The following is a 24,932-nucleotide window of genomic DNA, read 5'->3' on the forward strand; positions in this document are numbered from 1 at the left end:
AAGGCCTTCATTCTAATGAATTAATTTTATTATTTAATGATCTGCTCAACCAAAGTCTGGCCTACTTCTTTTAGAAACTGGTCATAATTACGAATGTAATCACTTTCATCATAGTAATCACTTGCCAGTACCAATAGGATGCAATCTTCTGAAAAATCATGCATCTCATGCCAAACCATAGGGGGGATCAATAATCCCTTATTAGATTGAGCAATTAAAACTTCCTGTTTTTCTCTGCCATTATCCATCAGCATTTTACAGCTACCTTGAATTCCAAAAGCAATCTGTCGAAGTTGCTTGTGTGCATGGAATCCGCGTGGAACATCAGGTTGAGCGCCAGCAATATAATAAAGTCGCTGTATACTGAAGGGTATATTCCGATTGGCTTCTGCGACGACCAGACTGCCGCGGTGATCTCCCAGGTTAGGTAATTCAATCCACTTAATTAAGTTCATGCTCATTACCCCACCAAAGAAATCAGATATTGACCGTAGCCATTCTTATGCATGGTATGACCAATCGCTAAAACTTGCTCTTTACTCAACCAGCCATTGTTCAAGGCGATTTCTTCTAGACAAGCAACTTTATAACCTTGACGTCTTTCGAGGGTTTCAACAAATTGAGCTGCTTCAAGCAAACTACCTTGGGTACCTGTATCTAACCAAGCAAATCCACGTCCCAGAAGTTCAACATTTAGGTCACCACGTTCCAGATAAGCCTGGTTAATTGAGGTAATTTCCAGCTCACCCCGTTCTGAGGGTTTGACCTGTTTGGCAATCTGGATGACATCATTGTCATAAAAATATAAACCTGTCACCGCAAAGTTAGATTTTGGATTTTGGGGCTTTTCTTCGATTGAGATTACCCGTTGCTGTTCATCGAACTCTACGACACCAAAGCGTTCAGGATCTTTCACCTGATAGCCAAATACTGTTGCACCTTTTTGTCGTGCTGCGGCCTGACGTAACATCGGTGTAAAACCTTGGCCATAAAAAATATTATCGCCTAGTACCAGACATACATTGCTTTGACCGATAAATTTTTCACCCAGGATAAAGGCTTGTGCCAGACCATCAGGACGAGGCTGGATCGCATAACTCAGCTCCATGCCAAATTGCGAACCATCCCCTAATAAGCGCTTAAACCCCTCAATATCTTCTGGTGTACTAATCACTAGGACTTCACGAATACCGGCCAACATTAATACCGATAAGGGGTAATAAACCATTGGTTTATCATAAATCGGAAGTAACTGTTTTGAGATTCCTTTGGTAATAGGATGCAAACGTGTACCTGAGCCACCTGCCAAGATAATCCCTTTTGTTGTTCTTAACATTATACTGCCTCCCCTAAACGTTCACGCTGATAAGAACCATCCTGAACACGCTGACACCATTCCAGATTATTCAGATACCATTGCACCGTTTTCCGGATACCTGTTTCAAAGGACTCTTGTGGCTTCCAACCCAGTTCGCGCTCGATTTTTGAAGCATCAATCGCATAACGTAAATCATGACCTGGCCGATCGTTAACAAAAGTAATGAGGCTTGTATAAGTTTTTCCCTCCAGACGAGGCTTGAGCTCATCCAGAATTTTGCAGATGGTTTTAACCACCTCAATATTCTGTTTTTCATTATGCCCCCCGATATTGTAGGTTTCTCCCACGATGCCTTCGGTTGCAACCTGATATAAAGCACGCGCATGATCTTCTACAAAAAGCCAGTCCCGGATCTGTTGACCATTGCCATAAACCGGCAATGACTTACCATCCAGGGCATTTAAGATCATTAAAGGAATCAATTTTTCAGGAAAGTGATAAGGACCATAATTATTTGAACAGTTCGTGATTACGACTGGCAAACCGTAGGTTCTATGCCACGCCCGAACCAAATGATCCGAACTGGCTTTACTTGCTGAATAAGGTGAGCTTGGTAAATAAGGCGTAGTTTCAGTAAATAAGTCTGTTGTACCTTCTAAGTCTCCATATACTTCATCCGTTGAAATATGATGGAACTTGAATCTAGACTTTTTAATCGTAGATAGATTTTGCCAATACTTTCGTGCTACTTCCAATAAGGTGTAAGTTCCCACAATGTTTGTATTAATAAATTCTGCCGGACCATCAATCGAACGGTCCACATGAGACTCTGCAGCCAGATGCATAACGATATCTGGCTGAAACTCTAAAAATAATCGGGTTAAAGATACATGGTCGCAAATATCAGTTTGCGTAAATTGATAACGAGGATGATCCGATACAGAAATAAGTGACTCCAGATTACCTGCATAAGTTAACTTATCAACATTTAATACATGATGTTCAGTCTCGTTAATGAGATGCCGAATGACGGCAGATCCAATAAAACCGGCCCCACCGGTTACCAATATATTCATCACCATTTTGATTATCCTTTAATATTTTTTATTTTACTTTTCACAAATTATTTTTAATGTATTGGTGCCGTCTAGGCACGTCTGTTTTTATTGATTTGTCTATAAGATATATTAATTTTATTACACAAACTACCCATAGAACAGCTAATAATCAAATGTAGTTACATTTTACAAATCCGGATAATGTTTTTTAAACTTAATCCATCTTATATAGGCTTTTAGTTTTCAGATAATTTTCCACTAATATTAATTTAACAATCACCTAAACTAATTAAATATTATTTTAATTAACAACGGATTATTTTGATTAATATAAAAATAAAGTATCTTAAAATTCCTCAAAACATAATTGAATATTAAGAAAAATCAATGATCTAAAAAACCTCTAGATTAGATAAAAATTATATGAAAATACTTTTCTATATTAATTTCAGGGCTTAATTCCTTCTATCATCGAAGAATAGTACTTATTTAAAAAATAACAATTGGAAACAATTAATATTCTAATGCTATCTTAAGCAATTCACTATATCTCTATAGCTTATTTAATCACGGTTTCACGTCCATTTTCGTCAATCTTACAGTTAAATTTCAGCTCAAACTTGTTAAATTGACTTAAGAATAGCTATAGACAAGGTATGTGATCTATTATATTTTTTAGACGTTAATCACATAAACCGAATTCAAAAAAATTAATAATTATTAATAAATACCAATTCTGAACATATAAAAATAAAGGGGTTTCAAGTGAACTACAGACACCTTTTAGGTACTTTTACCTTAAGCCTATCTCTGGTTGGATGTGCAGCAACATCCGGCTTTCAAACGTATGATTTACCGACAGAAGGAATCTATCAAACTGAACTGGGAACTCCAGTTAATCTGGTGAAACTGACTCAGGATACATTACCTGTAGTACAGTCTGCGCAAACGCATAATCTCAGTCATTATGCTCCTCTATTTCAGACTGAGGTGCAGGATTACCGCTTGAATCCAGGAGATATTTTATCTTTCCAGCTATGGGCTTATCCCGAAATTAGTGCCGTTCCTACAGCAAGTGACAATAACAATGGTTATCAGATTGACCGGAATGGTTATATCCAGTTTCCATTCATCAATCGTTATAAAGCAGCCGGAAAAACCCTTCCACAAGTGAATCAGGAAGTACGACGTCTGTTAATTCCTTATTTGAATAATCCAGATGTGGTCGTGAGAGTAATTTCCTATCAGGGACAGCGTTATTCAGTAGTGGGGAATGTAAAATCAGCTGGACAATTTTATCTGACTGATCAGCCGGTAAGTGTGTATACGGCGCTGGGCCTAGCCGGTGGGATTAATGAACAAGGTGATTCCACTTCAATCCAGCTCGTACGCCAAGGTGTGACCTATGATCTGAACACAATTGCTTTGGAAAAAGCGGGTTATTCCTTACACAAGCTACTGATTCAACCCAACGACACCCTGTATATCAGTCCTCGGGAAAACCAGAAAATCTATGTCATGGGTGAAGCCGGCACCAATAAACCATTACCTATCCGTGATCAGGGCATGACGCTCGCTGATGTACTGGGTGAAAGCGAAGGTATTAATCCATATTCTGCCAATCCGAGTCGAATTTATGTCTTGCGTGGCAATTCTGACAACAAGATGACTGAAATCTATCACTTAAGTCTAAAAAATCTGGGAGATTTTGGTCTGGCTAAACAGTTCAAGATGAATAGTAACGATATTGTCTATGTTGATGCTACTGGTCTGACCCGTTGGGAACGCGTAGTGAGCCAGATTCTTCCATTTTCATATGTCGCTGGTTCAGCTATACGATAGGTGAAAGTATGAAAATTAAAAATCTTTTAGCAATCTGTTTTGGACATGTTAATCATCAATTAGTGAATAAACATTTATTTATAAGATCTATCCGTACTTTCAGATTAAATCTATAAGGCTGGATCAACTAAATAATGACTGTTAGTACTAATAAAAACACTATTTTTAATTCCTCCATGGACTTCACCTGTAACTCCATGGTACCCGAAAACCAGATATGAAACAGATTAGATGAAAGACAACATTATTCTGATCAGAATCAGAATGTCTGGTCTTTAGCGGACTCGACATACCCAGAGAGGATAAAAAACAGAATATTGAGAATCCTTTCTCGCAGGGCAGCAAGTCATTGATGCATTTTTTTTGAGTTAATTCAAAATGGCATCAGCGACTGGAAAAATCACTTTTAAACTTTTAGATAGTAAAATTATGAACAAAAATAACAATACCGATAATATGATTGACCTAAAAGGGGTGTTCTTTTCCCTGCTCGCGCAATGGAAGCTCATCCTGCTATGTGGTTTGCTCAGCCTGATTGTAGTGCTGCTTTACCTACGTACCGCAGCAATTAACTATAAGGTTGATGCAATCGTCCAGGTCGAAGAAAGTAGAGGCTCATCAGCTGCTTTACTTGGTAGCCTATCCAGCATTGTGAGTCAGATGTCTTCATCCAATGCCGAGATTGAGGTTTTAAAATCACGTACGATTCTCGAATCCGTAATTGACCGTTTAAATCTGGATCTGCATATTGCCAGCACTGAAGACTCTTTTATTAACCGTTTGATTCAAGGCAGAACTTCTCAAACTGAATATCAGACCGAAACCGTACGCTTTAAGGATGGTCAAAAAAGTTTTGATATCCGTCAGTTTGACGTCCCTGTAGCCTATCTGGATAAAAATCTGCTGCTGAAATTTCAACAACAGAGCTTTAGCCTGATCAATCCACTGACCGAAGAAATCGTCTTTCAAGGCGCACTAAACCAGCCGGTTGAGGCTAAAGCTGCACAGGGCGACTGGAAAATTGCCATCTTTACTCAAGATAATCTTGATAACAGTTATCAGGTGAAAAAGCTCTCATTGCCTGCAGCGATCGATTCTATTCTTGCCAATTATACGATTACAGAAAAAGGTGATCTGAGCGGCGTTTTGCAACTTCGCTATCAGGGTCAAGATAAACAGCACATCACTAAAGTCCTGAATACGATTTTAGCAGTTTACAGCCAGCATAATATTACACGCCGTTCGACAGACACTGCACGAACACTGGCTTTCCTGGATGAACAATTGCCGGATTTAAGAAAACAGCTTGATGATGCAGAGTTTGCCTTCAATCGCTTCCGCCAAAAATATAATACTGTTGATATCACCAGAGAATCAGAATTATATTTAAATCAGAGCGTGAATTTAGAATCACAAAGAGCCCTACTTGAACAGCGACAGGCGGAAATAGGTGCCAAGTATGCAGCTGCCCATCCAGCCATGCGTGAAATTACGGCCCAACTTCGCGTAGTGAATGGCAAGATTCGTGAATTGAATTCAACACTTAAAAATATTCCAGAGATTCAACGCCAATATTTACAACTGTCTCGTGACGTTGAAGTGAAACAGCAACTGTACACCAATCTGGTAAATTCTTATCAGCAACTGCGTGTTGCTAAAGCAGGTGAAAGCGGTAATGTTCATATTATTGATACCGCACTTGAACCAGTTGACCAGATTCAACAGAAACAGCCTCTGATTTTATTTTTAACCTTCTGTTTCGGTATTTTTCTGGGCATCTTGGTGGCGTTGTTGCGTAACATGCTACGTTCTGGTGTGAAAGATAGCAGTCAGATCGAATATCAGTTAGACCTGCCAGTCTATGCCAATATCGCTCATTCGACTGTTCAGAAACCTGGCCTGAAATTACTGAAAAAGAAAAAAATGCCTTTCTTATTGGCATTGAAACACAGTGATGATATGGCAGTTGAAAGCTTAAGAAGCATTCGTACAGCGAGCCACTTTGCTCTGACTCAGGCCAAAAACAATATCATGATGATTTCAGGTCCAGCACCAAAAGTTGGAAAATCTTTTGTTGCCAGCAATCTGGCCGTCATCATGGCAGAGAAAAATAAGCGTGTACTGATCATTGATGCAGACCTGCGCCGTGGTCATATACACAAATATTTTAATCTGGATAACCAGTATGGATTAACTGAATATCTGAATGAACACGTGTCTTTGGATAAAGTGGTACAAACCACCAATGTGCCGAACTTAAATGTCATTAGCTGTGGTGAAAATGCAACTAATCCAGCTGAGCTTCTGAATTCAGAACGCTTCCAGGAGTTGTTGCAAAAACTGATTCCACACTATGACCATATTATTATTGATACTCCACCGGTACTGGCTGTTACGGATGCGATCATTGTTTCCCGATACGTCGGACTTAATCTGGTTGTAGCACGCTATGCAAAAACCCAGATGAAGGAACTGGCACTTACAGTAAACCGCTTTAAACAGGCTGGCAGTACTGTCAATGGTCTGATCCTGAACGATATCCAGCGTTCAGCAGGTGGCAGCTATAGCTATGATTATACATATAGTTATAAGCCGAAAGCCAAAACCAGCTAATCTAATAGCTCCTAAAAAAAACCAGCAATCATTGCTGGTTTTTTCTTTTTTGAGTCGTACCAAATGCAGGTATTCACTTGCTAAAAAACCACCCGTTCTACAAGATTTCTTAAAATTTTCTGCTAAGATGGACTGAACCTCAACGATAACATTAGATTGGACAAATACATGAGTAAGGCCTTACCGATTGCCGTCGCTGTTCTTTTAGGCGGTGCCGCGCTAGTACCTGTTTACTATGCAACTCAAAACCCTGCTACTCAAACTACAAAAGCATCTAAAGATGCCTCTGCTGTCTCTAAAATCAGCTATGCACTCGGTTATGAAGTGGCGCATCAGACTCCTCCTGAGCTGGACATTAACAGTTTTGTGACCGGTGTACGTGAAGGACATGCGCGTTCTGCACCTGCCTATACGGAAGAAGAATTACAGGCAGCTTATGAGCAGTTCCAGAAAGAAATGCAACAAAAGCAGCTTGATAGTGCAAAACAGGCTCAAGCTTCAAGTGATACTTTCCTGACTGAAAATGCGAAAAAATCCGGTATTAAAACAACTGCTTCCGGCTTACAGTACCAAGTCACGAAAGAAGGTACAGGTAAACAGCCAAAAGCCTCTTCAATTGTGAAAGTACATTACACTGGTAAACTGGTAGATGGCACTGTATTTGACAGTTCAGTAGAACGCGGTGAACCGATCGAGTTTCCATTAAATCAAGTCATTCCAGGCTGGACTGAAGGTCTGCAGCTGATGAAAGAAGGCGGTAAGGCAACTCTATATATTCCGTCAAATCTGGGTTATGGTGAACAGGGTGTCCCTGGTACGATTCCTCCGCATAGCACTTTGATTTTTGATGTGGAATTAATCGAAGTAAAATAATACAAATAGGGAGAGCGACCAGCTCTCCTTTATTTTTGAGAATTGATAATGAAAATACAAATCAGTTTAATGGTTTTGCTGCTCAGTTCAGGCAGCCTTTTTGCTAAAGAGATCAATAATACAAGTAGTGAAGCTGAGAAGATTGGTTACAGCTTTGGTTATCTGATGGGTCGCAGTAATGCAGACACTTTAAAGGATCTTGATTTAGATGCATTTAGCCAGGGCTTAAAGACAGCCGCTGCTGGACAAAAATCCAGTTTAAGCGATGAAGAAATGACCCAAGTGCTGACTCAGTATAAACGTCAAAGTGATGCCAAAGAACTGATTGTGCTGAAACAGAAAGCTGAAGAAAATGCCAAAGCTGGCAAAGCATTCTTGCAGGAAAATGCGAAAAAGCCAGGCGTTAAAACTACCAAATCTGGTCTGCAATACCTGGTACTGAAAGAAGGTAAAGGGAAATCACCAAGTGCTAACAGTAATGTCCGTGTGCATTATGAAGGTCGCCTGATTGATGGTACCGTTTTTGACAGTTCGATTGCCCGCCAGCAGCCAGTCGATTTCCGTACCACCCAAGTGATTACTGGCTGGACAGAAGGCTTACAGCTCATGAAAGTCGGTGCTAAATACCGCTTCTTTATCCCCGCTGATCTGGCCTATGGACAGATTGGTTCGGGAGATATCATTGAACCAAATAGTACCCTGATTTTTGATATCGAATTACTGGAAATTATTAAATAAAAATTCCTTTAATTGTAAAAGTTAAAAAGAGAGGCAAATTATTTGCCTCTCTTTTTTTGTACTGATGAGAAACGAATTAGTTGGAGCTTTTCATGTATATTCATAGCAGTTTTGCTATTTTATAGTTTAATCAAAATATTCAACAACAATAGAGGACTTCAGTATGGCAGCAATCAAGACCCGCGAAATTCAATATACTGCGCAGGATGGCAGCACTTTGATTGGTTATTTTGCCGCACCGGAAACTGATGCACCTGTAGCCGGTGTTATCGTGGCACCCGAATGGTGGGGCCGCAATGACTATACTGAACAGCGTGCCCGTGAACTGGCGGAACATGGGTATGCCGCGCTGGCAATTGATATGTATGGTGACAAGAAAGTGACCACCAGCTCTGATCAAGCCTATCAATGGATGATGCAGACGTTTGAAGATCCAGACACTATTGTGAACCGTGCAAAAGCTGCTTTAGATACTTTAGCGGCACAGGATGAAGTCAATCCGGAAAAACTGGCGGCAATTGGTTTCTGTTACGGCGGTAAAGTGGCTCTGGATCTGGCTCGCTCAAATGCACCGTTAAAAGCTGTGGCTACTTTCCATGCCAACCTGTCTCCTAAAGCACCTGCACAAGAAGGCCAGGTACAGGCAGAAATTCTGGTTCTACATGGTGAAAAGGACAGTATGGTGAGCCTGGATGATGTCGCCAGCTTTAAAGAAGAAATGCAGGCGGCTAAGGTCGAGCATAATATAATTGTATTTGAAAATGCCAAGCATGGATTCAGTAACCCGCTTGCGGATGAGCGCGCCAAGGCCAATGGTGTCGATCTGGGCTACAATGCTGAAGCAGAGAAACAAAGCTTGGCTGCCATGTATGAATTACTGGCACGACAACTCGCCTAATAACAGATAAATTGATCCGGCTCATGATCGAGCTGGGTCATACATGAAAAAAATAAATTCAATGAAAGGAGCCAATATCATGACTGAAAATAACTGCCCGTACTGTAATTTTGACGAATACGATATTCTGGCTAAAAATGATTTTGCTGTCGTGTTACCTGAACCGAACTCGCTGTCCAAAGGACATTATGTAGTTACTCCATTACGTCATGTGGCGTCATTTTTTGAAATCACAGATAAAGAACGTAAGAGCATGATGTCCTTACTTGAACAGGCTCGTAATGAATTGCAATTACGCTATCAGCCTTCCGGTTTTCATGTCGGGTTTAATGATGGCGAAGTATTTCAGGAAAAATCAGAACATTTACACATTCATATTATCCCACGTTATGAAGGCAAGGTATTAAAGCTGGATGCACGCTGGGGCATTGAAGAATAAGAATTTAAATTTTTTTTCCCGAGTGAATGCTTTTCGAAGTGTTCACTTGTCCCTTCCATTTATTCATTTTTACTCTTTTTCAGTCTTGCTGTTTTAGCAGACTTTTCATCTTTTAGCTGGGTCTCTTCAGTTATACTAGGCCTCGTTTTCCAGTTTGTTCTATCTTCATGTTTGTATTTTCAGATGCCCTTTTAGAATGGTTTGATGTGCATGGCCGTCATGATTTGCCGTGGCAAGTGGCTGATGATCCCTATAAGGTCTGGGTCTCTGAAATCATGCTACAGCAGACTCAGGTCAAAACCGTGCTGCAATATTTTGAGCGGTTTATTCAACGTTTTCCGACAGTACAGGACTTAGGTACAGCTTCTTGGGATGAAGTCGCACCCTATTGGGCTGGGCTGGGCTATTATGCTCGTGCCCGCAATTTGCATAAGGCAGCCGGTATTGTAGCAAGGCAGGGGCATTTCCCGACGAGCCTGGAAGAATGGATCGCCCTGCCCGGCATTGGCCGCTCAACCGCGGGAGCCTTAATGTCTTTGGGTTTACGTCAGTACGGCGTGATCATGGATGGTAATGTCAAACGGGTGCTGGCACGATTTTTTGCGATCGAAGATGATCTGTCTAAACCGGTTCATGAACGTGCCTTGTGGGAGCTTGCTGAACAGCTTTGCCCGGTTGAACGGAATCATGACTATACCCAGGCGATTATGGATCTCGGTGCGACCGTCTGTACTCCGAAAAAGCCTTTATGCCTGTATTGTCCAATGCAGCAACATTGCAAGGCACATCAACAGGGTCTGGAAAATGAATTGCCCTTTAAAAAAGCCAAAAAGCCGGTACCGGTCAAAGCAGCTCAAGTGCTGTTGATCCAGTCAGGTGATGAATGGCTATGGCAGCAACGTCCTAATAGTGGTCTTTGGGGCGGGCTTTGGTGTCTGCCAATTATTGAAGACACTCATACATTTGAACAACTGTGCCAGCAACTGGGTCTGAAAAATCTCGTACAAAAGATCCAGATCAGCCACAGTTTCACCCATTTTACCTGGCAGCTTGAAGCCATGGTTTTTGCAGTCGATGCAGATCAGCAGGAACATCTGGCGATTGAGTTACAGGGCTTCTGGATGAACCCGGAAACTGCGGTCAATGCAGGTATTCCAACCGCCATGAAAAAATTGATTTCTACCGTAAATTTATGACATAGTCTGGAACAAGAAGAATCATACTGGCCTCATTTAAGGATAAATATTTTGCGCCATTCTCTTGCGTTTGTTGGGCTTTCTTTGGTGATGTTATTTCTGGTGGCGTGTAGTAGCGCACCGAAACATCCTTCTGCGGTTCAACTTAATCCGGCACTGGTCAAAAAACTGAATCATATGCGTATGCCCTCTTCTCTGCCGATTCCGGTAGATCGGGTTCAGGCTCGTGAATTGAAAGATACTTGGGGAGCTTCGCGTAGTAGTGGCCGTTTGCATGAGGGCATTGATATTCTGGCTCCACGTGGAACCAAGGTTCGTAGTGCGACGCCTGGTCTGATCGCGGATTTACGGAATAACAATTTGGGTGGTAAAGTAGTCTGGATTCTGGGTCCAGGTGGTGCCTGGCATTATTATGCACATCTGGATGGTCATAAGCGTGGCCTGAAAGTTGGTGACTATGTCAAAAAGGGCGATGTCATTGGTTATGTCGGTAATACTGGCAATGCCCGGCATACTGCGCCACATCTGCATTATGGTCTCTATTTAAATGGTAAGGGCCGTGGTGTTGTTAACCCTTATCCATATTTACGTTAATTTTAGGAAGTTTACATGTCAGAAGTGTTGATCAACCGTCTGGTCGAATTTGCTGAATCAGGCAATCAACAGAAAATCGTGCTCAATGGCCAGACCTATCAGGGCTGGATCATGGAAATTACCGAAGAGGCGCTTCTGATCAGTACTGGTTATGCCGATAAAAGTGGTAAGGATATGTGGATCCAGTTCAGTGATCTGCAGCAGGCAGAACTCTCCTACTGGGACAATCAGCAAGATCAGTGGACGACATTTAAATTATAAGATAATCAAAAGGAGCATCCCTTGACGATCCAACGCTGTGGCTGGTGCTCTGATGATCCTCTCTATACTGCCTACCATGATCAGGAATGGGGACAGGCGCTGCATGATGAAAAACGCCTGTTTGAAATGCTGTGTCTGGAAGGTCAGCAGGCCGGTTTAGCCTGGATTACCGTACTCAGAAAACGTGAATCTTATCGCAAACATTTCTTTCAATATTCGATTGAAACGATTGCTTCTTTTACAGATGAGCAACTCACCGCAAAACTGCAAGATGCTAGTCTAATCCGGCATATTGGTAAACTGACTGCAATTCGCGATAATGCCCGGGCCTGGCAACAGCTTAAATCTCAAGAGATTGATGTGGTCACATGGTTATGGTCCTTTGCCCAGCAGCCCCGGTTAAATAATGATGTGGCAGATTATCGTCAGGCTCCGGCACAAACCATTGAAAGCCAGAACATGTCCAAAGCCTTAAAAAAAGCAGGCTTTAAGTTTGTCGGTCCTACGATCTGTTATGCCTTTATGCAGGCAGTTGGCATGGTCGATGACCATGAAAATCACTGTCACTTTAAAACAATATCCTCCCATTCAAATAAGAGCTGAATCTATGTCCACTAATACTATTCAAGCCTATGCCGCAATGTCTGCCGGTGCTGCTCTGGAACCTTATCAATTTGATGCAGGTGAACTTCAGCCGCATCAGGTCGAAGTGAAAGTTGAATACTGCGGCCTATGCCATTCTGATATTTCAGTACTCAATAATGACTGGGGATCTTCAGTATATCCTGTGGTGGCCGGACATGAAGTCATTGGAACCATTACACAACTGGGTTCTGAAGCCAAAGGTCTAAAAGTAGGTCAACGTGTCGGTATTGGCTGGACTGCGGAAAGCTGCCAACATTGCGATCCTTGTATTTCAGGCCAGCAAGTGCTGTGTACCGGTGGTCAGGTTGCAACCATCGTCGGTCATGTAGGCGGTTTTGCAGATAAAGTCCGTGCTGGCTGGCAATGGGCAATTCCCTTACCCGAAGATCTGGACCCAGAAAGTGCTGGCCCCCTGCTCTGTGGCGGGATTACTGTATTTGACCCGATTCTAAAACATCAGATTCAGGCCATTCACCACGTCGGTGTCATTGGTATTGGCGGTTTGGGACATATGGCGATCAAGCTGTTGAAAGCGTGGGGTTGTGAAATTACCGCCTTTACTTCAAATCTGGATAAAACCGATGAGCTGAAAGCCATGGGTGCAGACCATGTAGTGAATAGTCGTGACCCAGCAGCGCTTAAACCGCTTCGTGGTAAATTTGACCTATTAATGAGTACTGTCAATGTCACACTAGACTGGCAGGCTTATTTATCAACACTGGCACCAAATGGTACTGTACATATGCTGGGCTTACCACTGGAACCCATGCAAATTTCTGCAGGTTCACTGATTGGTGGTGCTAAATCTGTGACTGGCTCGCCGACAGGTTCACCAGCAGCTTTACGTCAATTACTAAAATTTGCGGCACGTAAAAATATTGCGCCACAGATTGAACTGTTCCCCATGTCGGAAATTAATGCTGCGATTGAACGTCTGCACTCAGGCAAAGCCCGTTACCGGATTGTACTGAAAGCCGATTTCTAATTTTTACTAATCATCAGTAAATCTAGATCTGCCCTAGCATCATGTTAGGGCAGATTTTTTATGGCTATATTTACATATAATTGGTTTATAAATATTTAGCCAGCTTCTGAGCCAGAAATTCAATAAATAGATGTACCCGTTTAGGCAGATGCTCCTGACGGTAATAGACTGCATGAATTTTTTGATAATGTAGCTCAATCTGATCTTCAAATAACGCCTCTAAACGACCCGCCTGCAAATCGTCCTCGACCAGAAAGCGTGACAGACAGGTAATACCTACCCCGTATAAAGCTAATTGACGGACAGTTTCCCCATTGGGTGCTCGAATCTTTGGCTTTACAATGATAGGTTCGCCATCCAGCCGAATCGGCCAGGTGTTCAAATGTGTAGGCTGACTAAATCCCAGCAAAGTGTGCTCCGATAAATCTGCCACTGATTGCGGTCTGCCTTTCTGCTGTAAATATTCAGGACTGGCCACAATATACAAACGGCTGCGGCATAATAATCTGGCATGCAGGCTGGAATCATGCAGTTCTCCAAAGCGGATTGCGACATCGGTTTTATGTTCCAGCAGATCAATCACCTGATCATGATTATTTAGTTCAATTTCGATGTGGGGATAACGCTGCATAAACTCCTGAATTAGCGGCACGATTACATGCAGCACAAAAGGTGTCGCTGAATCGACCCGAATCAATCCTGACGTATCACTATCTGATTTCAGTAAGGCATCTTCAGCTTCTGCCAGATCATTGAGAATTTTGCGCGCCTTTTCTAGAAATAGCTGGCCTTCTTGAGTCAGTTTCAGCTTACGTGTGGTTCTTTCTAAAAGAGTAACATTTAACTTATTTTCCAGACGTTGCAATGCCCGACTGACACCCGAAGTGGTTTGTCCCAAACGCTCTGCCGCCATGACAATAGAACCACTATCCACAATAGTGACAAAAGCCTGTAATTCTTCAATCGTCGATTTCATTTGTCACTCTTTTATTGATTTTCGGTCAATAATATTTTGCAAATTCAGCTATTTTTTCGCAACAATAAAAAGCACAAAATACTCAACATCGAAAATACTTAAAGATTAAAGCTATGAATATTGTTCCTCAATTTGGTGTCGGTACCTTTCGCCTGTCTGGACAGACCGTCATTGATTCAGTCAAAACAGCCCTGGAAGTCGGTTATCGCGCCGTAGATACGGCACAGATTTATGCCAATGAAGCGGAAGTGGGTCAGGCTATTGCAGAAAGCCAAGTTAATCGTAACGAGCTATTCATTACCACCAAAATCTGGACAGATCATTACGCACCAGACAAATTAATTCCAAGCCTCAAAGAAAGCCTGCATAAACTACGTACCGATGCAGTCAATCTAACGCTCATTCACTGGCCTGCACCTCGTTTAGGCGTTCAAATTCCTGAGCTGATGCAGACTTTATTAGAAGCCAAACAGCAAGGTCTGACTGAGCATATCGGTGTGTCCAATTTCAATATTGAGCTGACCCAACAAGCCATTGATACGATTGGTCTGGAGCATATCGCAACTAACCAGATTGAACTGAGTCCTTATCTGCAAAATCAGCGTCTGGTCAATTTCCTACAATCTCAGAAGATTGATGTCACCTCTTATATGACACTAGCTTATGGCAAAGTGCTGAATGATCCTGTCCTGCAAGGGATTGCTGCCCAGCATCAGGCTTCGACTGCACAAATTGCACTGGCTTGGGCCTTACAAAAAGGCTTTGCAGTGATTCCATCTTCAACCAAACGTGAACATCTACTTGCCAATCTGGCAGCGCAGGAGATACAGCTGACTCAAGAAGAAATGGCCTTGATCAGCACCCTGGAGCGCAATGGCCGCGAAGTTGATCCGGACCAGCTTGCGCCTATCTGGGACTAAGCAGAAACCATGAAAATTAATTTTCCTTTGCTTGCACTGGCGGTTGGCGCCTTTGCAATTGGTACCACTGAATTCTCTCCTATGGGTTTTCTGCCAGAAATCGCCCGCGATCTGGAGATTTCGATTCCTCGTGCCGGGATGCTAATCAGTGCCTATGCCTTAGGGGTGATGTTGGGTGCACCGCTAATGACCCTCTGGTTAAGCCGTTATTCCAAACGTAAGTCTCTCATTTTACTGATGGCGATTTTTACGATTGGCAATATTCTGGCGACATTAGCGCCTAATTATCTGGGGCTGATGGGGGCACGCATCATCACCAGCCTGAACCATGGTGCTTTCTTCGGAATTGGTTCGGTTGTCGCGGCCAGTGTCGTTCCGAAAGATAAACAGGCCAGCGCCGTAGCCATGATGTTTATGGGCCTGACCATTGCCAATATTGGCGGGGTGCCACTAGCAACCTGGATAGGACAACATATCGGCTGGCGTATGGCTTTTCTGGGTATTTCCCTGCTTGGTTTGCTAACCATGTTCTCCTTATGGAAAGCCTTGCCTGAAGGCCAAAGCAGCCAGAAACCAGATGTAAGGCAAGAACTACAAGTATTGACCCGCCTGCCCGTTGTTTTAGCTTTATTGACCACTGTGATGAGTGCGGGGGCCATGTTTGCCCTATACACTTATATTGCGCCAAGTCTGCAAAGCTTTACTCAAGCCTCACCGGCATTAATTACCCTAATGCTTGTGCTGATTGGAGTAGGTTTCTCGATTGGTAATCATCTGGGTGGCAAGTTTGCAGATCTATCCTTAGATAAAACCCTGATTGGCTTTTTAATCTTGCTCATGCTGATGATGCTGCTCTTCCCGATTCTGGCAAGCACAGCTGTTGGCGCAGGTCTGGCATTAATCATCTGGGGTGCTGCTGCCTTTGCCGTAGTTCCACCTTTACAGATGCGAGTCATATCCGTGGCTTATGATGCGCCTGGACTGGCTTCTTCGGTAAATATTGGTGCCTTTAACCTCGGTAATGCTTTGGGGGCAATTGCGGGTGCCAGTGTGCTAAATCTAGGACTTAGCTATAGTGCGGTTTCATTTACCGGTGCTGGGCTCAGTGCTGTTGCTTTGCTTCTGGTCGTGATTCAAATGAAACTGGCTCCACAGCAAGATATGACTACGCAGCAATGCTCTTAAAATTTCCTTCACAAAAAAGTCCGCCTGATGCGGACTTTTTTATTGGCTATTTAGCGTAAAGCTTCAGGTAACACAGGCGTTGCCACAGGTTTAGCCAGTTCGGTTTTCATCTTTTGCAGCATCTGATAAGGCTGCTGCTGCACAAACATATTCACAAAGGTTAAAGGAATCGAACCTTCAGGATTGGCATAGCCATAAGTCGATACCTTAACCTTGTTATTCGCCAGTTTCTGGAAGGTCCAGTCTCCCTGATAATCAGTCAAACGTACATAATTCGGATTTAGGGCATACCCGGTCTGAATCGCTTTATTCTTAATGGTGATCTGGCCATTGGCATCCTTAATCATTTTACCCTGCACAATCAGATCACGGTCTTTTAAAGGGAATGGAAAATCCAGCACCATATACAAGGTGAAATCGCCTTTTTTATCATCACGCGACAGCACCTTGATACTGCCCATATAAGGCACCCATTTCACTGCATGATCAACATCCAGAATTAAAGAGACGGCATTCTCAATCGGGACATTGTAGGTGGTTTCGGCTTTATAGAGAAAAACGGGATTCCGCTCATCCTGATAGGTCCAGACTTTAATATTATTTTTATTAATGCTGAGTTTGGCATTCTGCACAGAGGTCGACTGTGCTGTAGCGGCAAAGGCTACAGCACACGCCATTAATATTAATTTCTTCATTCCATTGTCATCTTATTTTAGTTTTAAGTTATTTTTATATAGGATTTTGACGAAAATTTATACTTGAATATCGTTAAAACCAAGTACATCCTTCATGTCATATTTACGTGCATCACGACCAACGACCCAAGCTGCGGCACGTACAGCACCCGCTGCAAAGTTCATACGGTTGGTAGCTTTATGCGTAATTTCAACACGCTCGCCTTCGCCAATAAACATTGCAGTATGTTCACCGACGATATCACCGCCACGAATGGTCTGAAAACCAATACTTTTACGTTCACGAGGACCCGTATGCCCTTCACGATGATATACCGCATCTTTTTTCAGATCACGACCCAGTGCTCCAGCAATCGCCTCACCCATCATAAGAGCTGTACCTGATGGCGCATCTACCTTATGACGGTGATGCGCTTCGATCACTTCAATATCGACCGTATCACCAAAGACTTTAGAGGCAAGTTCTAACAGTTTGATCGAAACGTTCACACCAACTGAATAGTTCGCTGCATAGACCACTGGTGTTTCTTTTGCAGATTCATCCAGATAAGCCTTTTGTTCGTCATTCATACCCGTAGTACCAATCACGATCGCAACGCCATTTTCACGGCAGATTTTAAGATGATTCACTGTCGCAGCAGGCGCAGTAAAGTCGATCACTACGTCACAGTCTTTGACCACTTCTTCAAGATGGCCGACAACCTTTACACCCAAGTTCCCTACGCCAGCCAGTTCACCGGCATCTGCACCAATGAGTGAGCTTTCAGGGCGCTCAACAGCTGCTGCCAATTGGTAACCGGCTTCTTTCACCGCCTGAATAAGGATGCGTCCCATACGGCCGCCTGCACCTAAAATCCCAATGCGTGGTGTCGCTGACATAACATAGTCCTGATGTTGATTCGAAATTGCTCTTACTATAGCAAAACTCGCTCATAACACTAAGATTGATCGCATAAAAATCAATGAAAAGAATTAAAGAAGGTCATGAGGGATTTTGATATGCAGTCCATATAAACAATATTTTATGGACGAGTAAAAAGAAAAATAATTCTGTTAGAGAAATAATGATTAAATGCTTAGTCAGAGATAAACTTATTTAAAGAAAATTCTAGTTAATAAGAATTAATTTTAAATTATAAATAATTGAATTTAATAAGATAAAAAATATTTTTCTATAATACGTATGATCTTGATTTTTCATATTTAGATCATTTGCATTTAAGGGAAATATATTGAAAATCCAGTTTGACCGCCTCAGCAATATAAGTACCACTGATATTATTGAACTAAATACCCATCATCGCGTACTGAAGCATATGCCTTTAGCGCATGGCATTATTTTCGATGAAACACGATGGATTGCTTGGGTAAATGGAAGTGTAAATCCATACTTTTTTAAATTTAGGAATGTTTAAGGATCACGCATCAAGTAGTTGACCGACTTCCAAGCTGGTATATCCACGTTCTTTAAAGATCAAAATAATCGCTTTTTTATAATCTTCACAAATAGATGTTTTATATTTAGTGATGAGTTGAATCTCGGAATTCAGCTCCAGGTCATTTTTTAAGATCAAGACTTCGGTAGAGATCTTATTAAAAATCTTTAAATTGAACATACAGGCACCTGTTATCAGTTGTAGCGGCCCGACTACAACAAATACCTGCCTTAGCTCAGCTAGACACCCTTGGTCGCAAGGATTACAAATTAGAAAAAGTTCTGCAAGTTTTGAGGAATCGACAGATTAAATAACCTTCTAAATCCTGCCTATTTAGCAAGATTGTCAGCCTAAAAATTAATTTTATATATCAAATTCTTAATAATCTCATGATTGCTAAAAATTTAATAGGAACCAGTTTTTGTAACAATTCTTTTAATATTCCAGATTATTCATAATATTTTATTAGTCAAATGAATGGAGAGATCATTAACTCAGGATTTTCATATCCTGATGATGCGGTTTTAAAAGACAAAGTATTTTTCTCTGTCTGGCAAAGGCAAGAACCAGACTCTTTGTACGCTTTGGCTCACATCAATCTCGGCCTTTTGCTGCTATCCAGAATACTGGAAGTTTCCTATGATGAATTCATCAGGAACAGGAAGTTCCAAACAAGAATAACAATAGATCAGCACAAGGACAGTAAAGTACGACAGGAGTTATACCGAGCGAATCCATACGAAAAACCCCGGCAGGATGCTGGGGTTTTTCTTTTAGTATTTAAATTAAATTTCATCCTTTAAATGTGCAAATATGTGACATACATCACATTAACAAATCCATTTTCTTATATATTTTGCCACTTGCTCAATTTTATGAGATTAATGATTAATCTTATATTTCAGTTATTTAAATAACATCAAACTACATTAGTAAACATAAGTACATACAAAAAAACATCAATATCTACATTTTATGTCAACATTTTTGCCAAGTGTACTGAGTAGTACACTATTTTTAATACAAGGAAATTTATATGAAATTAGTTCAATTAACTTTTGCCGGGGTAGCGTTAATTGCTGCATCACAAACTTTTGCTGCTGAAAAAGTAGCACAAACAGCTCCTGCTGCAACTGAAACAGCTGCGTCTGAAGTTCAAGCTGCTGAAGCACCTGCAAGCGAAGCTCCAGCATCAGAAGCTCAAGCAACTGAAGCTCAATAATATGACAGGATTTATATTTCTCTGCGTGAGGGGTATAAATCCTTCTTAAAAAGCCAATATCATTAAAAGAATAATTTTCTCATTATTTTTATCTAATAATTAACTTATACATCTTTTCCGAATTTAAGCTATAAAAAAGGACGCCTGAGCGTCCTTTTTTATCTATCCAGATCAGTCAAACAACCGATCAAAGAAAGATTTTTTCTTTGGAGAAGACTGGCTGCCCTCATCTTCCATGGTCGCTTGCAACTCTTTCAACAGTTCACGTTGACGTGCAGTCAGGTTCACTGGTGTTTCTACAACAACACGGCAAAGCAGATCACCTTGCATGGTTGAACGTACTGGTTTCACGCCCTTACCACGTAGGCGGAACAGTTTACCGGTTTGCGTACCTTCAGGAATTTTCAGGCTGACACGACCATCTAATGTCGGAATCTGAACTTCTTTACCCAAAGCTGCATCCGCAATTGAAATTGGCACATCCATATACAGATCTGCACCGTCACGCTGGAAGATTTCGTGTTCACGTACCACGACTTCAACGTATAGATCACCTGATTGGCCATCACGAATCGCTTCACCTTTACCAGTCAAACGTACGCGGTCGCCATTGTCCACACCGGCTGGAATAGTAACTTCCAAAGTTTGCTGACGGTCAGATACACCTGAACCATGACATTTATTACATGGATTCTTGATAATCTTGCCCTGGCCACGACAGGTACTACAGGTTTGCTGTACCGAGAAGAAACCTTGCTGCATACGTACCTGGCCGGCACCATGACAGGTTGGACAGGTTTCAACATCGTTCGGATTTTTAGAACCTTTACCATCACAGGCGTCACATGGCGCAGGTGCAGTAAAAGTAATGGTTTTCTTAACACCTTTGACTGCTTCTTCAAGCGTCAATTCCATCACATAGCGTAAGTCTGAACCACGGCGTTGACGTTGCTGGCCACGGCCACCCCCACCAAAGGCTCCACCGAAAATATCCCCAAATTGGCTGAAAATATCTTCCGCACTGAAACCACCGAAGCCGCCAGCACCACCGCCCATACCACCTTCAAAGGCTTGATGGCCCATACGGTCGTACATGCTACGTTTCTCGCTGTCTGACAGAACTTCATACGCTTCTGAAGCTTCTTTAAACTTCTCTTCAGCTTCAGGATTGTCCGGGTTACGGTCTGGATGATATTTCATCGCCAACTTACGGTAGGCTTTTTTAATTTCATCATCACTAGCGGTTTTAGAGACACCCAAAACCTCATAATAATCACGTTTAGCCATGTCTGGCGATGCTCCTCACGGAATTCTATTTAATATTGACTGTGGTCTAAAATTGGGGTTAAACCCAGCTTTACAAGGGGAATTCTGAAAAAAAATTGAAAGCTTAGAATACGGCTTTGTTTTGAGAAAATTTGAAGATGCCTTTGAACCAGGCATTAATGAGGAAAATAATGGCAATAAAGCTGAATATCACACCTGCGACTGTGCAGGCTTTCACCCAAAGCTGGCTATCCCAGGCGAAGAAAAATAATGGAATAAACCAGAGCGCAGCAAAAATCGCGAGTACTGAATAAATCACAATATTGCGCATAATCCAGAGTGCCTGCGCCTGCAGCCATACTTCAGCATAATCAATCTGGGTAATTTTACGTGCATACCAGTAGGCGAATATGCCGCTCACCACTGTAAATAAGGCAAAAAACATGAAGACATAAGCCATCGCCACGGAACGTCGCATCTTGGTGAGTGTGTCTTGAGTCATGTTTAATCAACCTTAGTGTGCGGCCCAGCACAAGCGAGTTCCGCAGCAGTATGTCTTTTTTGAATTATTAAAAAATCAGGTAGTACTATATTGAAATTTTCAATATTTCGCACCTGAAATTATGACAAATTTAAACAGAATTTAAACTTTTTTTCACTTTAAACCATTGTGCATATAAGGCTGGCAGGAAAAACAGTGTTAATAGCGTTGCAACAATCAATCCTCCCATAATCGCGACCGCCATTGGCCCGAAGAAAATGCTTCTGGATAAAGGAATCATGGCCAGAACCGCAGCCAGTGCAGTCAGGACAATCGGACGGCAACGGCGCACTGTGGCATTGATAATGGCATTCCATTGCGATTCACCTGCCTGAATATCCTGTTCAATCTGGTCAATGAGAATCAACGAGTTACGCATGATCATGCCTGACAAAGCAATTGTGCCCAGCATGGCCACAAAACCAAAAGGTTTATTGAAAATTAACAGGAATAAGACCACGCCAATAATGCCCAATGGCGCCGTCAGGAAGACAATAAAGGCACGTGAAATACTTCTAAGCTGGATCATCAATAAAGTCATCACCACTGCCAGGAACAATGGCATACCCGCATTCACTGAATTCTGACCTCGCGCTGATTCTTCGACTGTCCCGCCTACCTCTATTAAATAGCCACTTGGCATTTCTGATCTAAGCTGCGCCAACTGATCTTTCAGCTCGTTGACCACAGTTGCCGGTTGCAGTTGCGTCCGGATATCAGCCCGTACCGTAATGGTCGGCAAGCGGTTTCGATGCCAGATCAGGCCTTCTTCAAAGCTGTATTCGATCTTGGCAATCTGAGCCAGAGGAACTGAACTCCCATTCGTGGTTGGTACAGCCAGACTACTCAGTGAACCGACATCGACACGTTCAGCCTGATCACCCCGTAAACGGATTTCAATCAGTTCACGTTTTTCACGGTATTGATCAATCGCAGTTCCAGAAATTGAACTATTCAGGAAATTGGCCAAATCGCGACTACTCACGCCAAGCTGACGGGCGCGGTCCTGATCGATATCCAGTTTAATCACTTTACTTGGCTCGCCCCAGTCCAGATGCACATTAGTAGTATTCGGATTATCTCCGACCGTTGCTGCAACTTTCTGTGCCCATTGACGGACTAATCCCAGGTCTTCACCCGATACTCGGAACTGTAATGGATAGCCGACGGGTGGGCCATTTTCCAATAGAGATACCCGGGTACGGGCTTCTGGTAACAGCACCCGAATCTGGTCGCTTAAGGATTTACGGATTTCATTGCGGTCTTCAAGTGATGAAGCCAAGACCACAAACTGGGCAAAGCTGGCTTGCGGCAATTGCTGATCTAGAGGTAAATAAAAACGCGGTGAACCGGTACCGACATAGACCACATAATTATCAATCCCCTCTTGTTTGGACAGGAAGTTTTCAACTTTTTTCACTGCCGCTTCAGTCGCTTTTAATGAAGCGCCCTCTTCCAGTTTCAGATCCACCAGAATTTCGGCACGGTTCGATGGCGGGAAGAATTGTTTAGGCACCAGATTAAACATCAAAATGGATAGCACAAAAATCCCGACAGTCGCCGCAATGACCGTTTTACGATAGGTGACACAGATATTTACCCAGCGACGAAAGCCCTGATAAAACTTAGTCTGATAAGGATCATGATGTTCACCGGCATGATGCACCAGCGGCTCCGGTTCAGGGCGTTTGCGTAAACGCGCCCAGAGACGCTGATACCATGGCGCTCTCTGTACCAGATCCTTATTGAAATCTGGCAGGAGTTTGTCACCCAGATAAGGCACAAACAGCACTGCGGCAATCCAAGATACTAATAGCGCCAGCGTCACCACCTGGAAAATCGAGCGGGTATATTCCCCGGTACTCGACGCTGCTGTCGCAATCGGCAGGAAACCGGCAGCAGTAATCAGGGTTCCAGTCAGCATTGGAAAAGCAGTCGTCCGCCAGGCATGACCGGCCGCCTGTAAGCGGCTAAAGCCTTGCTCCATTTTGATTGCCATCATTTCAATGGCAATGATCGCGTCATCTACCAACAGGCCAAGTGCCAGAATCAGGGCACCCAGAGAAATTTTATGCAGGCCAACATCAAATAATTGCATCCCGGCAAAAGTCATCGCCAGTACCAGCGGAATCGAGAAGGCCACCACCAGACCGGTACGAAAACCGAGTGAGAAAAAACTCACCAAGAGAACAATAATCACGGCCTCGGCCAGAACTTTCATAAATTCATTAATACTGCGTTTCACCGCTACCGGCTGATCGGAAACTTTTTGCAGATCCATTCCTAAAGGCAAAGTTTTCTGCAATCGGGCAAATTCCCGTTCCAGATTTTTACCCAAGGCAATGATGTCACCGCCTTTACGCATCGATACAGCAATGCCGATGCCATTTTCGCCCATAAAGCGCATACGCGGTTGTGCCGGATCAGTAAAGCCACGATAAACCTCCGCCACATCGCCAAGCTGGATGGTCTTGCCATTCACCAGTAAAGGTAGCTGCTGCAGTTCTTCGACATTATTCAGCGCACCACTGACCCGCACCTGAATCCGGTCAGAACCGGTTTCAAAAAAGCCCGCCTGAGTCATGGCATTTTGCTGCTGCAGTGCCTGCTGAATGGCAGTGACCGGAATACCGAGCTGGGTAGCTTTGGTGTTGGAGATTTCGATCCAGATTTTCTGGTCCTGCAGACCGATCAGTTCAACTTTGGCGACATCCTTGACCCGTTGCAGCTGTAACTGTAAACGGTCGGCATATTCTTTAAGCGTCGCATAATCGAAGTCATCGCCTTTAATGACATAGATGTTACCGAAGGTATCACCAAACTCATCATTGAAGAATGGACCTTGTACGCCTTGCGGCAATTCATGGCGAATATCATTGATTTTCTTACGGACGTTATACCAGACATCTGAGACATCCTTGGAAGCCAAGGAATCCTTGGCAATAAAAGTCACCATGGATTCCCCCGGACGGGAATAGGCCATGATCCGGTCATACTGTCCGGTAGTCATCAACTCTTTTTCAATCCGGTCGGTGACCTGTAAGGACATTTCTTTAGCACTGGCACCCGGCCAGTAGGTCTGGATTACCATCACCTTAAAGGTAAACGGCGGATCTTCACTTTGTGACAGTTTGGAATAGGACACGATACCTACCAAACCGAGCAGGATCATGAAATACAGTACCAGACCTTTATTCTTTAAGGCCCATTCAGACAGGTTAAAGTTCATGT

Annotated in this window: 24 protein-coding genes; 14 read left to right on the plus strand and 10 right to left on the minus strand. The window is 42.7% G+C overall.

From position 1 onward, the window contains the following. Positions 1-29 precede the first annotated feature (29 nt). Genes O4M77_RS14225 through rfbB form a run of 3 tightly spaced genes read right to left on the minus strand, consistent with a single transcriptional unit; the run spans position 30 to position 2,394 of the window. Positions 30-455, minus strand: coding sequence for an FdtA/QdtA family cupin domain-containing protein (locus O4M77_RS14225; RefSeq protein ID WP_323713626.1), 426 nt, complete (start codon positions 453-455; stop codon positions 30-32). Between the two features lie 5 nt (positions 456-460). After that, complete coding sequence (gene rfbA, locus O4M77_RS14230) at positions 461-1,336, minus strand: glucose-1-phosphate thymidylyltransferase RfbA (RefSeq protein WP_104426847.1); 876 nt, start codon at positions 1,334-1,336, stop codon at positions 461-463. Then, complete coding sequence (gene rfbB / locus O4M77_RS14235) at positions 1,336-2,394, minus strand: dTDP-glucose 4,6-dehydratase (protein WP_104427030.1); 1,059 nt, start codon at positions 2,392-2,394, stop codon at positions 1,336-1,338. The genes rfbA and rfbB overlap by 1 nt, the downstream gene beginning before the upstream one ends. 747 nt (positions 2,395-3,141) lie before the next feature. On the opposite strand from rfbB, the gene O4M77_RS14240 reads away from it, so the two are divergent. The 11 genes from O4M77_RS14240 to ahr all read left to right on the plus strand — a co-directional run bounded on the left by O4M77_RS14240 (position 3,142) and on the right by ahr (position 13,460). Beyond that, positions 3,142-4,218, plus strand: a complete 1,077-nt coding sequence (locus O4M77_RS14240) for a polysaccharide biosynthesis/export family protein (protein ID WP_034170758.1) — start codon at positions 3,142-3,144, stop codon at positions 4,216-4,218. Between the two features lie 429 nt (positions 4,219-4,647). Further along, positions 4,648-6,831, plus strand: coding sequence for a polysaccharide biosynthesis tyrosine autokinase (locus O4M77_RS14245; protein ID WP_180018145.1), 2,184 nt, complete (start codon positions 4,648-4,650; stop codon positions 6,829-6,831). 168 nt (positions 6,832-6,999) lie between these two features. Beyond that, positions 7,000-7,704 (plus strand): FKBP-type peptidyl-prolyl cis-trans isomerase, encoded by a 705-nt coding sequence (locus O4M77_RS14250; protein ID WP_323713627.1) that lies wholly within the window; start codon positions 7,000-7,002, stop codon positions 7,702-7,704. Between the two features lie 48 nt (positions 7,705-7,752). After that, positions 7,753-8,442, plus strand: coding sequence for an FKBP-type peptidyl-prolyl cis-trans isomerase (locus tag O4M77_RS14255; protein ID WP_005233205.1), 690 nt, complete (start codon positions 7,753-7,755; stop codon positions 8,440-8,442). Between the two features lie 163 nt (positions 8,443-8,605). Then, a complete protein-coding gene (locus tag O4M77_RS14260; RefSeq protein WP_312317804.1) occupies positions 8,606-9,340 on the plus strand; it encodes a dienelactone hydrolase family protein in 735 nt (244 codons plus the stop codon). Between the two features lie 79 nt (positions 9,341-9,419). Then, the gene (locus O4M77_RS14265) at positions 9,420-9,779 is read left to right on the plus strand and encodes an HIT family protein (protein WP_005233203.1); all 360 of its coding nucleotides are present in this window, start codon (positions 9,420-9,422) and stop codon (positions 9,777-9,779) included. A 167-nt stretch (positions 9,780-9,946) separates the two neighbouring features. Next, positions 9,947-10,975, plus strand: a complete 1,029-nt coding sequence (gene mutY, locus O4M77_RS14270; RefSeq protein WP_125279707.1) for an A/G-specific adenine glycosylase — start codon at positions 9,947-9,949, stop codon at positions 10,973-10,975. Positions 10,976-11,065: 90 nt separating this feature from the next. Beyond that, complete coding sequence (locus tag O4M77_RS14275) at positions 11,066-11,569, plus strand: M23 family metallopeptidase (RefSeq protein WP_171431287.1); 504 nt, start codon at positions 11,066-11,068, stop codon at positions 11,567-11,569. 15 nt (positions 11,570-11,584) lie between these two features. Further along, positions 11,585-11,830, plus strand: coding sequence for a hypothetical protein (locus O4M77_RS14280; RefSeq protein ID WP_180105007.1), 246 nt, complete (start codon positions 11,585-11,587; stop codon positions 11,828-11,830). 21 nt (positions 11,831-11,851) lie between these two features. Beyond that, positions 11,852-12,433, plus strand: a complete 582-nt coding sequence (locus O4M77_RS14285) for a DNA-3-methyladenine glycosylase I (protein ID WP_034170752.1) — start codon at positions 11,852-11,854, stop codon at positions 12,431-12,433. Positions 12,434-12,437: 4 nt separating this feature from the next. After that, complete coding sequence (ahr, locus tag O4M77_RS14290; protein WP_323713628.1) at positions 12,438-13,460, plus strand: NADPH-dependent aldehyde reductase Ahr; 1,023 nt, start codon at positions 12,438-12,440, stop codon at positions 13,458-13,460. An 85-nt stretch (positions 13,461-13,545) separates the two neighbouring features. On the opposite strand, the gene O4M77_RS14295 is transcribed toward ahr, so the two are convergent. Then, positions 13,546-14,436, minus strand: a complete 891-nt coding sequence (locus O4M77_RS14295; protein WP_323713629.1) for a LysR family transcriptional regulator — start codon at positions 14,434-14,436, stop codon at positions 13,546-13,548. A 113-nt stretch (positions 14,437-14,549) separates the two neighbouring features. Here O4M77_RS14295 and dkgB point away from each other — a divergent pair, with 113 nt between their 5' ends. After that, complete coding sequence (gene dkgB, locus O4M77_RS14300; RefSeq protein WP_180179915.1) at positions 14,550-15,356, plus strand: 2,5-didehydrogluconate reductase DkgB; 807 nt, start codon at positions 14,550-14,552, stop codon at positions 15,354-15,356. Positions 15,357-15,365: 9 nt separating this feature from the next. Next, the gene (locus O4M77_RS14305) at positions 15,366-16,541 is read left to right on the plus strand and encodes an MFS transporter (RefSeq protein ID WP_323713630.1); all 1,176 of its coding nucleotides are present in this window, start codon (positions 15,366-15,368) and stop codon (positions 16,539-16,541) included. 50 nt (positions 16,542-16,591) lie between these two features. Here the strand turns inward: O4M77_RS14305 and O4M77_RS14310 are convergent, their stop codons facing one another. The 3 genes from O4M77_RS14310 to O4M77_RS14320 all read right to left on the minus strand — a co-directional run bounded on the left by O4M77_RS14310 (position 16,592) and on the right by O4M77_RS14320 (position 18,852). After that, positions 16,592-17,236, minus strand: coding sequence for an START domain-containing protein (locus O4M77_RS14310; protein WP_034170748.1), 645 nt, complete (start codon positions 17,234-17,236; stop codon positions 16,592-16,594). Between the two features lie 57 nt (positions 17,237-17,293). Beyond that, on the minus strand, positions 17,294-18,115 hold the full coding sequence (gene dapB, locus O4M77_RS14315) for a 4-hydroxy-tetrahydrodipicolinate reductase (protein WP_180033589.1): 822 nt from the start codon (positions 18,113-18,115) through the stop codon (positions 17,294-17,296). Between the two features lie 539 nt (positions 18,116-18,654). Continuing rightward, positions 18,655-18,852, minus strand: a complete 198-nt coding sequence (locus O4M77_RS14320) for a hypothetical protein (RefSeq protein ID WP_323713631.1) — start codon at positions 18,850-18,852, stop codon at positions 18,655-18,657. Positions 18,853-19,708: 856 nt separating this feature from the next. On the opposite strand from O4M77_RS14320, the gene O4M77_RS14325 reads away from it, so the two are divergent. Beyond that, complete coding sequence (locus O4M77_RS14325; RefSeq protein WP_323713632.1) at positions 19,709-19,894, plus strand: hypothetical protein; 186 nt, start codon at positions 19,709-19,711, stop codon at positions 19,892-19,894. 171 nt (positions 19,895-20,065) lie between these two features. On the opposite strand, the gene dnaJ is transcribed toward O4M77_RS14325, so the two are convergent. The 3 genes from dnaJ to O4M77_RS14340 all read right to left on the minus strand — a co-directional run bounded on the left by dnaJ (position 20,066) and on the right by O4M77_RS14340 (position 24,930). After that, the gene (dnaJ, locus tag O4M77_RS14330; RefSeq protein ID WP_034703346.1) at positions 20,066-21,181 is read right to left on the minus strand and encodes a molecular chaperone DnaJ; all 1,116 of its coding nucleotides are present in this window, start codon (positions 21,179-21,181) and stop codon (positions 20,066-20,068) included. A 103-nt stretch (positions 21,182-21,284) separates the two neighbouring features. Beyond that, positions 21,285-21,662, minus strand: coding sequence for a hypothetical protein (locus tag O4M77_RS14335; RefSeq protein ID WP_323713633.1), 378 nt, complete (start codon positions 21,660-21,662; stop codon positions 21,285-21,287). A 130-nt stretch (positions 21,663-21,792) separates the two neighbouring features. After that, positions 21,793-24,930 carry an efflux RND transporter permease subunit gene (locus tag O4M77_RS14340; protein ID WP_323713634.1) on the minus strand — a complete coding sequence of 1,046 codons (3,138 nt, stop codon included), beginning with the start codon at positions 24,928-24,930 and terminating at the stop codon, positions 21,793-21,795. Between the last annotated feature and the right edge of the window lie 2 nt (positions 24,931-24,932).

This window comes from Acinetobacter sp. YWS30-1, from assembly GCF_033558715.1.
In the GTDB taxonomy this organism is placed as follows: Bacteria; Pseudomonadota; Gammaproteobacteria; order Pseudomonadales; family Moraxellaceae; genus Acinetobacter.